Source organism: Sandarakinorhabdus oryzae (assembly GCF_009733735.1).
Lineage (GTDB): Bacteria > Pseudomonadota > Alphaproteobacteria > Sphingomonadales > Sphingomonadaceae > Sandarakinorhabdus > Sandarakinorhabdus oryzae.
Window position 1 is genome coordinate 1 of record NZ_WNJP01000132.1, and the last position, 7,768, is coordinate 7,768.

A 7,768-nucleotide genomic window follows, 5' to 3' on the forward strand; every position below is an offset into this window, starting at 1 on the left:
CACCCGGTCTGGCGAGAGGCGGCCGCGGCTGATCTGCCGGTCCCACGTGCCATCCAGCGGCGCGCCGAGCGGGTGGGGCTGCGGGCGGGCAGGCGGTGGGGGCGGCTTGGGCTTGGCCGGGGCGGGCCGTGCGGTCAGCGCAGGCGCCGCAGGGGCGGGCGCCGGAAGCACCTCGGGCGCACGCTTGCCGGGCAGCGGCTTCACACTGGCCGCCACCCGCGCCCACAAGGCCCGTTCGTGGGCGGACAGGCGTCTCATCCCTTGGGCATCAGGGGTTCAGCCGCGCGGCGGCCGCGGCCGGGATCAGCAGCGTGAGCGTGGCAGGTGAGGATTGGGCGCCGGCGATGGCAGCGGCCTCGGCGCCGGGGCCGAGGAACAGATCGATGCGGTTGGCGCCCTTGATGGCGCCGCCGGTGTCCTGCGCCACCATCAGGCGGGTAAACGGCGTGGCCGGGCCGGTGAGGGTGGTTTCAACCAGCAATGGCGCGCCCAACGGGATGAAGGCCGGATCGGCGGCGACGCTGACAAAGGGGGTGACGACAGCGCCCATCGCGCCGACCGGGCCATCGCCCTTCAGTTCCCGGAAGAAGATCTTCGACGGGTTGGCGTTGAGGATGGCCGGGGCCTCGTCCGGGTGGCTGCGCAGCCAGTCGAGGATCTGCGCCATGCCGGCCTTGCCGCGCTCCAGCTTGCCCTGCTCGATCAGCAGCCGGCCGATGGCGACATAGTCGCGGCCGTTCTGCCCGTCATAGCCAATACGGATGCTGCGGCCGTCGGGCAGGCGCAGCCGGCCACTGCCCTGGATTTCCAGGAAGAACGCCTCATAGGGATCGGCTGCCCAGGCCAGTTCCAACTGCTTGCCGACCAGCGCGCCGGCGCTGATCTGCTCGCGCGTGGCATAGGGCACAAGCCGCGTGCCCTGCACCCGGCCGCGCACGGTGCGGCCCTTCAGGCTGGGCGCGAAGTCGCCGAGCGGTACGTCGATCAGATCAGCCGGCCGCTTGTAGAGCGGCACGTCATAACCCGGTTGACGGGTCAGGCTGGCAGCGATTTCGGGTTCATAATAGCCGGTGGCAAAACCGCTGCCGCCGGCAATGCGGACCGCTTTGAACTGGTCCCGGAAAAACGCCTCGGCGTCACTGGCCGTGGCGGCGGCAGCACAGGCGAGCTGCCAGTCCTGCGGCCTTGTCAGCCCTGACAGATCCTCACGGCGGGTGACGCCGGCGCAGGAGGCACGGAAGGCGGCCAGCGCCGCGGCGGCTTCGGGCAGGGCCGGCATGTCGACCATTGCAACGCCGGCATCGGCGGCCCGGGTGATGGGCTTGGGTGGCGCTTCGGTGGCCGGCGGTGGTGGATTGGTGGCCGGCGGTGGCGGCGTGGTGGCCGGCCGTTCCGGTTTGCCGGCACAGGCCGCCAGCAAGGCCAGGCTGGCCAGGGCAAGCAACCGGCGCATGGTACGGCGATCAGGCGGTGGGTTCGGCGTCGCTGCCCAGGTGGTCGGGCGGCATCTGCGCGCTGTCGTCTTCATTGTCGGTGGCGATCAGCACCCAGGCCGGATCGGGATTGCCGGCCAGCCGGCTGAAGGTCCACAGGTCGCGGGTTTCGGTCTCGCCTTCGGCACTGGCGATGCGGGCGACGAAGCGCACCGTCACCTCAACCATCTGGCCGACCACCTGGGCATCATGGATCGACACTTCACCAACGCCGATCAGGCGGTTGGGCAGGCGATCACCGCCGCGGGCGTCAATTGCGGCTGACAAATTGGCATGGACTTCGTCCGACACCAGGCCGGTGAGGCCCGACAGGTCGCCAGACCAGAAGGCATCGAGAATCAAACCATAGGCACTGCGTGCGCCAGACAGGAAACGATCGGGCGCAAAGCCGGTATCGGCATCGGCGACAGCTTCCAGGGCAGGCAGCAGGCTGCGATCGGTGCCGGGCGGCACGGCGAGCTGGCCACGCACCGGGCGATCGGCCTCGCGGCGCGATGGCGCGGTGATTTCGGCGGTCGGGCGGAAGGCATCGCCGATCGGCCGTTCCTGGCCGGTGCGCTTGCCCAGCACGGACACGAGACGCAGACCGATGAAGGCGGCCAGCATCGCCAGCAGCACGATCTCGATCCAGGCATTCCCGTCTGACATTCACATTCTCCGGCCATCACGGCTGATGGCACCACAACTCGATGACGGCCATTTTCGGGATCATCCGCCCAGCGCCAGTGTGGCACAATGCGGGAATCACCTCAGAACCCGGCCCTCAGCGGCTTACATTCGGCTTTCATGGCTGTGATTGCAAGGCTGTGCGGCAATTCAGGCGATCTGGGCGGCTTCGCGCATCCGCGCGATGGGTTGGTGGGCGGCATCGCGCATCAAATAATGGTGCGGGCGGCGGGACTCGAACCCGCACTTCCGTTGGGAAAGCGGATTTTAAGTCCGCTGCGTCTACCGGTTCCGCCACGCCCGCTTCTTGGTCAAGCCCAGCCGCCAGAGCGCGGGGTTGGGGGTCGGCCGCGCGCTGGCGGCCAACCAAAATGCTCAGCCGTTGAGGCGTTCGCGTAATTCCTTGCCCGGCTTGAAATAGGGCACTTTCTTGGCGTCCACTTTCACGGCGGCGCCGGTGCGCGGGTTGCGGCCGGTGCGCGGATCGCGGGCCCGTGTCGAGAACGCCCCGAAGCCGCGCAGTTCGACACGGCGGCCCTGGGCCAGCGCATCGGTGATCTCATCAAAGATGGTGGCGACGATGCGCTCGACATCCTTGAGGGTCAGGTGCGGATTCTGTTCGGCGACGATGGCAACCAGTTCGGACCTGATCATGTTTGCCTACCCCTGTCTGCGCCTCCCCGGCGCTCCCCCCAAAAACCACTTTAATTCTATTGCATTGGCAGGGGCGGTCAAGGCGAACCTGTCAAAAAATTGCAATCGTCGTGCCAATATCCGGGCACGGGCGCCTTCTCCGGTCATGCCGCAGTGCGGTGTCCATCGAAAAACGCCCCGGCAGCAGGGCTACCGGGGCGCTGTTCAGCGATTGCCCTGATGGGCGCTCAGCTCTTGTCGGCTTCCTCGCGGGCCTTGTTGAAGGCGGCGCCCAGGATGTTGCCGAGCGTCGCACCCGAATCCGAGGTGCCGTACTGGGCCACGGCTTCCTTTTCTTCGGTGATCTGCAGCGCCTTGATGGAGAGCATCGGCTTGCGGCCCTTTTCGAAGCCGACGACCATGGCGTCGACCTTCTGGCCGGGCTGGAAACGCTCGGCCTTCTGCTCGTCGCGGTCGCGGCTGAGGTCGCCACGCTTGATGTAGCACACCGGGCCATCTTCGCCGATCTGGACATCGAGACCGCCATCGCGGGCGGCAACCACGGTCACCGTCACGATGTCGTTCTTCTTCCAGTCGCCACCGCTGGTGTTGCGAACGACCGCGGGGCCGCCGGCTTCATCCAGCTGCTTGATGCCCAGGCTGATGCGTTCCTTCTCGATGTCCACTTCCAGCACGCGGGCCGAGACGCGCTCGCCCTTGTGGTGGCGCGACAGCGCGGCTTCGCCGGTCATGCCCCAGGCGATGTCCGACATGTGGACCATGCCGTCGACGTCGCCATCCAGCCCGATGAACAGGCCGAACTCGGTGGCGTTCTTGACTTCGCCTTCCACGATCGAACCGACAGGATGATTTTCGGCGAAAACCTCCCACGGATTGCGCTGGGCCTGCTTGAGACCCAGGCTGATGCGGCGCTTTTCCTCGTCCACTTCGAGAACGATGACTTCGACTTCCTGGCTGGTCGAAACGATCTTGCCGGGGTGGACGTTCTTCTTGACCCACGACATTTCCGACACGTGCACCAGGCCTTCGATGCCGGCTTCCAGCTCGACGAAGGCGCCATACTCGGTGATGTTGGTGACGCGGCCCTTGTGCTTGGTGTCCACGGCGTACTTGGCAGCAGCAGTGGTCCAGGGATCGGCTTCCAGCTGCTTCATGCCCAGGCTGATGCGCTGGGTGTCGCGGTTGATGCGCACGATCTGCACGCGCAGCACGTCGCCGATGTTCAGCACTTCGGACGGGTGGTTGACGCGCTTGTAGCTCATGTCGGTCACGTGCAGCAGGCCGTCGATGCCGCCCAGATCCACGAACGCACCATAATCGGTGATGTTCTTGACGGTGCCATCGACGATCTGGCCTTCGGCGAGGCTGGAGATCAGGCCCGAGCGGGCTTCGGCGCGCGATTCCTCGAGGATCGAACGGCGCGAGACGACGATGTTGCCGCGCTTGCGGTCCATCTTCAGCACCTGGAAGGGCTGCGGCAGGTTCATCAGCGGGGTGACATCGCGCACCGGGCGGATATCGACCTGGCTGCCGGGCAGGAAGGCCACGGCGCCGCCGAGATCGACGGTGAAGCCGCCCTTGACGCGGCCGAAGATGACGCCTTCGACGCGCTCGCCAGCGGCGAACTTGGATTCCAGCGCATCCCAGCTGGCTTCGCGGCGGGCGCGATCGCGGGACAGCATGGCTTCGCCATTGGCGTTCTCGACGCGATCAACGAAGACTTCGACTTCGTCGCCAACCTTGAGGTCGGCCTTGCCATCGAAACCGGCGAATTCGCGCAGGGGCACGCGGCCCTCGCTCTTCAGGCCGACATCGATGACGACAAATTCGTTTTCCAGCGCGGTCACGACACCGCGGACAACACGGCCTTCAAAGCTCTGGTTCTCACCGAGCGAGGCATCAAGCAGAGCCGCGAAATCATCGCGGGTCGGCTGGGCAGAGGTAGCCATAGAGTATCAAACACCTTCAATTGGGGCCGGCGCGGGCAAGGATGGACGGCCATTGGCCGCCTGTTCCCACGAAACCCCTCGACAAGGCACCATTGCCCGTCGTTCATCGCCGTCGCGGTGGCACCATGCCAGCCGCTCTTGAGAACCCGGAAAAAGCCAAACGCCCGCACAGGGGATTTCCCTGCCGGGGCGCCGATAGACCGTTACCGGCGACGCTGTGCCCTTGCCTTTTCAACCAAGGCAATCGCAGCAGCGACGGCCGCGGCTATACTGAGATTGCTGGTATCAAGCAAGGCAGCATCGGTAGCCTGCACCAGCGGCGCGGCAGAGCGCCCGGAATCGCGGGCATCGCGGGCGTGGATATCGGCCAGCACATCGGCCAATGTCTGCTCGCTTCCTCGCCCGGCCTGTTCGGCATGGCGGCGATGGGCCCGCACTTCGGGCGCGGCCGTCACGAACAATTTGGCGATGGCATCCGGCGCGATCACCGTGCCGATATCCCGCCCATCCAGCACCGCGCCACCGGGCTGCTGCGCAAAGGCGCGCTGCACATCGAAGAGGGCCGCCCGAACCGCCGGATGGCTGGAGACGATCGAGGCATAGTCGCTGTTGAGCGCGCTCATCAGATCGGGATCATCGAGCAGCCGGGCATCAATGGCATTCGCCGCCGCTGCCGCCGCATCGGCATCATAGGGATCATGCCCCGCCAGCCGCACCGCCAGCCCACAGGCGCGGTACAATTTGCCGGTGTCCATGTGCGGCAGGCCGTAATGCCGCGCCAGCGCCTTGGCGATGGTGCCCTTGCCGCTGGCGGCAGGGCCGTCGACTGCGATGACGAGGGGAGCGGTGACGGGGGGAGGGGCGGTGTTCACGGCTGCAGGCGTTAGCGGGCCGACCACAGGTGGGCAAGTGGCACGCAGGGGCCGCTCAATTGACGGAGCCGAGGGGCAGACCTAGGCTTTGCACAAAGGCAGTTGATCACGGCCATCAAGACCGGACGCGCCAATGATCGGGGGGACCATATGGAGCGTCGCACATTCTTGAAGGCGGCCGGCCTTGCTGCGGCCAGCGGTGTGGCGGCGTCCGCTTCGGCGCAATCCGCTTTGAAATGGCAGCGCACGGCAAAGCCGGCGGATGTGGTGGTGATCGGCGCCGGCGCGTTCGGTGGCTGGACGGCGCTGCGTCTGCGGGAAATGGGCCATACGGTCACGCTTGTCGATGCCTATGGGCCGGGCAATGCCCGCGCCACGTCGGGCGGGGAAACCCGGCAAATCCGCGTGGGCTATGGGGATCGTGAAGTCTATTCGCGCTGGGTGCAGCGCGGCATGGAATTGTGGCGCGAGCGGGAACGTGAGTTCGGGCTGCCGCTGCTGTCGCTGGCCGGGCGGTTACAGCTGGCGACCGATTTCAATGACGGCATGCGCGCATCTCGCGACGTGTTCACCAAGCTGAATGTTGATCACGACGTGATGACCGCTGCCGACATGCGCCGGCGCTGGCCGCAGATGGAGCCGGGCGAGATGGCGGCGGGGCTGTATGAGCCCGGCGCCCTGATCGTCCGGGCGCACCGGGCCTGCCTGGCCGTGGCCGAGGCCGCCGCGCGCAAGGGTGTGCAACTGGTATCAGGCCGCGCTCAGCCCGGGCAGCCCAGTGGCGGCGCCATGGCCAATCTGACGCTGCAGGGCGGCGAGTCGGTGAGCGGCGCGAAGTATGTGTTTGCCTGCGGGCCGTGGCTGGGCCGGCTGTTCCCGGATTTGCTGGGCCAGAAACTGCAGACGCCGCGCCGCGAGGTCTATTTCTTTGGCGCCCCGGCTGGTGATGACCGCTATTCCTGCCCGAACCTGCCGGTGTTTTCGGAAGCCAGCCACTATGGCTTCCCCAATGTCGACGGCAAGGGCATCAAGGTCTGCCCGGTCGGCGGCGACACCATCATGGACCCCGACAATGATGATCGGATCGTCACGCCGTTCCAGGTGCGCCGGTCGCGCGACTATATCGCTCGCCGCTTCCCGGGGCTGAAGGACCAGCCCATCGTTGAAACGCGGGTGTGCCAGCTGGAAAACAGCGTGGACGAGCATTTCATGATCCAGCGCCATCCGGGATGGGACAATGTCTGGATTGCCGGCGGCGGCTCTGGCCACGGTTTCAAGCATGGCCCGGTGGTGGGTGAATATATCGCCGAACGCGTGCTCGGCCGGCCAACCGATCCCGCGCTGGAAGCGTTGTTCCGCGTGAAGGACGACAAGTTCTGATCAGGCCGGTGTCGTGGCCGGCCGTCCGGCAGTTGCCAGATTTGCCCGCTTCGCGCAGAATGGAGTTCAGGGTCAGTCACTTCGCACAGGTGGGCGATGGCTGTCGACGACCCTTATCGAGCAACAGGCCCGATCATGTTCATCGCCGGTACCCGTCCAGAGGCGGTGAAGCTGGCGCCCTTGATCCTGGATCTCCTGGCTCGTGGCAAACACCCCCTGCTGGTGGCGACCGGGCAGCATCGCGAACTGTTCGCGGAGGCGCTGGCCGGGTTCGGGCTGGCGGCTGATCATGACCTGGGGGTGATGGCGGGCTCGCCGGAAACGCAGGTCGGTCGGATGGTGCCGGCGCTCGCGTCGCTGATCCGCGCCCAGCGGCCGGCGCGGGTGGTGGTGCAGGGGGACACGAGCTCGACCTTGGCGGGCGCGTTGGCGGCGCGCTATGCCGGGGTGCGGCTGGCGCATGTCGAGGCCGGCCTGCGCACCGGGACGGATGATCCGCACCCCGAGGAAATGCACCGCAAGCTGGTGGCGCAGATGGCCGATCTGCATTTCGCGCCAACTGTGGCCGCCGCAGCGGCGTTGCGCGCCGAAGGCATTAACGGTGGCGTGCATGTCACCGGCAACAGCGGCATCGATGCCCTACTGTTGATGCAGGCGCGGCTGGCCGGCGATGCGGCGCTGCGCCAAGTGGCGATGGCGCCGCTGGCCGGCATCCCGCGCGACCGGCCCTGGCTGCTGGCGACGGTGCATCGCC

At 66.8% G+C, this 7,768-nt stretch carries 7 protein-coding genes, 1 tRNA gene and 1 pseudogene; 2 read left to right on the forward strand and 7 right to left on the reverse strand.

What is annotated here, in order from left to right; genetic code table 11:
* The 7 genes and pseudogenes from GJ693_RS17400 to cmk form a co-directional block, all read right to left on the reverse strand.
* A pseudogene (locus GJ693_RS17400) lies at window positions 1-258 on the reverse strand (Smr/MutS family protein); the annotation flags it as partial.
* Window positions 259-268: 10 nt separating this feature from the next.
* On the reverse strand, window positions 269-1,453 hold the full coding sequence (mltA, locus tag GJ693_RS11920) for a murein transglycosylase A (protein WP_156256518.1): 1,185 nt from the start codon (window positions 1,451-1,453) through the stop codon (window positions 269-271).
* 10 nt (window positions 1,454-1,463) lie between these two features.
* Window positions 1,464-2,141: a Tim44/TimA family putative adaptor protein gene (locus GJ693_RS11925; protein ID WP_156256519.1), complete on the reverse strand. Its 678-nt coding sequence runs from the start codon at window positions 2,139-2,141 to the stop codon at window positions 1,464-1,466.
* 235 nt (window positions 2,142-2,376) lie between these two features.
* A tRNA-Leu gene (locus GJ693_RS11930) sits at window positions 2,377-2,463 on the reverse strand.
* A gap of 71 nt (window positions 2,464-2,534) precedes the next feature.
* Window positions 2,535-2,813: an integration host factor subunit beta gene (gene ihfB, locus GJ693_RS11935; protein ID WP_156256520.1), complete on the reverse strand. Its 279-nt coding sequence runs from the start codon at window positions 2,811-2,813 to the stop codon at window positions 2,535-2,537.
* 227 nt (window positions 2,814-3,040) lie between these two features.
* Window positions 3,041-4,762, reverse strand: a complete 1,722-nt coding sequence (rpsA, locus tag GJ693_RS11940; protein ID WP_156256521.1) for a 30S ribosomal protein S1 — start codon at window positions 4,760-4,762, stop codon at window positions 3,041-3,043.
* Window positions 4,763-4,965: 203 nt separating this feature from the next.
* Window positions 4,966-5,634 (reverse strand): (d)CMP kinase, encoded by a 669-nt coding sequence (gene cmk / locus GJ693_RS11945; RefSeq protein WP_156256522.1) that lies wholly within the window; start codon window positions 5,632-5,634, stop codon window positions 4,966-4,968.
* Between the two features lie 150 nt (window positions 5,635-5,784).
* Between cmk and GJ693_RS11950 the strand changes: the two genes are divergently transcribed.
* Complete coding sequence (locus tag GJ693_RS11950) at window positions 5,785-7,014, forward strand: NAD(P)/FAD-dependent oxidoreductase (protein ID WP_156256523.1); 1,230 nt, start codon at window positions 5,785-5,787, stop codon at window positions 7,012-7,014.
* Window positions 7,015-7,149: 135 nt separating this feature from the next.
* Window positions 7,150-7,768 (forward strand): UDP-N-acetylglucosamine 2-epimerase (locus GJ693_RS11955; RefSeq protein ID WP_197042154.1); only part of this gene is annotated, 619 nt, incomplete at its 3' end.

Bases quoted from the DNA above. Each gene is read 5' to 3' on its own strand.
- rpsA (WP_156256521.1), bottom strand. From the start codon at position 4,762: ATGGCTACCTCTGCCCAGCCGACCCGCGATGATTTCGCGGCTCTGCTT.
- ihfB (WP_156256520.1), bottom strand. From the start codon at position 2,813: ATGATCAGGTCCGAACTGGTTGCCATCGTCGCCGAACAGAATCCGCAC.
- GJ693_RS11950 (WP_156256523.1), top strand. From the start codon at position 5,785: ATGGAGCGTCGCACATTCTTGAAGGCGGCCGGCCTTGCTGCGGCCAGC.
- mltA (WP_156256518.1), bottom strand. From the start codon at position 1,453: ATGCGCCGGTTGCTTGCCCTGGCCAGCCTGGCCTTGCTGGCGGCCTGT.
- GJ693_RS11925 (WP_156256519.1), bottom strand. From the start codon at position 2,141: ATGTCAGACGGGAATGCCTGGATCGAGATCGTGCTGCTGGCGATGCTG.